Origin of the sequence: Streptomyces gardneri (assembly GCF_006539185.1) — a bacterium.
GTDB classification, from domain to species: domain Bacteria; phylum Actinomycetota; class Actinomycetes; order Streptomycetales; family Streptomycetaceae; genus Streptomyces; species Streptomyces gardneri.
The window spans coordinates 1-1056 of sequence record NZ_BJMN01000139.1; the positions used below are offsets into that span (position 1 = coordinate 1).

At 68.2% G+C, this 1056-nt stretch carries 1 protein-coding gene; it reads right to left on the minus strand.

The window, feature by feature from the left end; genetic code table 11:
* On the minus strand, positions 1-956 hold a 956-nt coding region (locus SGA01_RS40760), incomplete at its 3' end, for an IS481 family transposase (RefSeq protein ID WP_141303480.1).
* Positions 957-1056: the final 100 nt, after the last annotated feature.

A 1056-nucleotide genomic window follows, 5' to 3' on the forward strand; every position in this document is an offset into this window, starting at 1 on the left:
TAGCTGTATTGACCCGCAGCGTTGTTGACGCGGCTGATCGGCGGGTGTCCTCCGAGTGCGGTGTGGCAGCGGTGGTGGTTGTAGGTGTGGAGGAAGTCTGCCAGGGCCGCTGTCCGCTCGTCGTTTGAGGTGTAGGGCCGCTGGTAGGCCCACTCGTCGAGGAGGGTGCGGTTGAAGCGTTCGACCTTGCCGTTGGTCTGGGGCCGGTAGGCGCGGGTGAGCTTGCCGGTCGCGCCGAGGTTGGCGAGGACGGCTTTCCAGGCCAGGCCCTTGCGGTAGGCCCAGGCGTTGTCGGTCAGTACCCGCTCGATGCGGTGGATGCCCTGGCTGTGGAAGAACGCGGCCGCCCGGGCGAGGAAGCCCGCGCAGGTCGCGACCTTCTCATCGGGGTGGATCTCGCTGTAGGCGAGGCGGGAGTGGTCGTCGACGGCGGAGTGGACGTAGTCGAAGCCCATCTGGTTGCGGGTGGCCCGGCCGGCCTGACGGCCCAGAACCTTGTGCCCACCGCCGTCGGGGATCCGGCCGAGTTTCTTCACGTCGACGTGGACGAGCTCGCCCGGGCGGTCGCGTTCGTAGCGGCGGATCAGAACGCCGGTGGGGCGGTCGAGCCAGGCCAGCCGGTTCAGCCGGTGGCGGGTCAGGATCCGGTGCACGGTCGAGGCGGGCAGCCCTACGATCGGACCGATCCGAGCCGGACCGAGCTTGCGGGTCCGCCGTAGGTCGCACACGCGGTCTTCGACGTCGGCCGGTGTCCGGTGCGGGGTCGTGCCCGGTCTGCTGGATCGGTCGGCCAGCCCCGCTTCGCCTTCGGCCCGCCAGCGGCGGACCCATTTGTGGGCCGTGGGCCTCGATATGCCCATCTCGGCAGCCACATGCGCGACAGGACGGCCGGAACGGACACGTTCGACCAACAGCCGCCTGCCGTGAACGGTCAGGCGGGCATTACGGTGGGACACGAAGACCTCCGTGCGGTGTAGTCCTAGACACCTCCACCACACCGGAGGTCTTCGCCATGATCAAGCCCGGTAAGCGTTAACAACGTTCGTGATCAATACA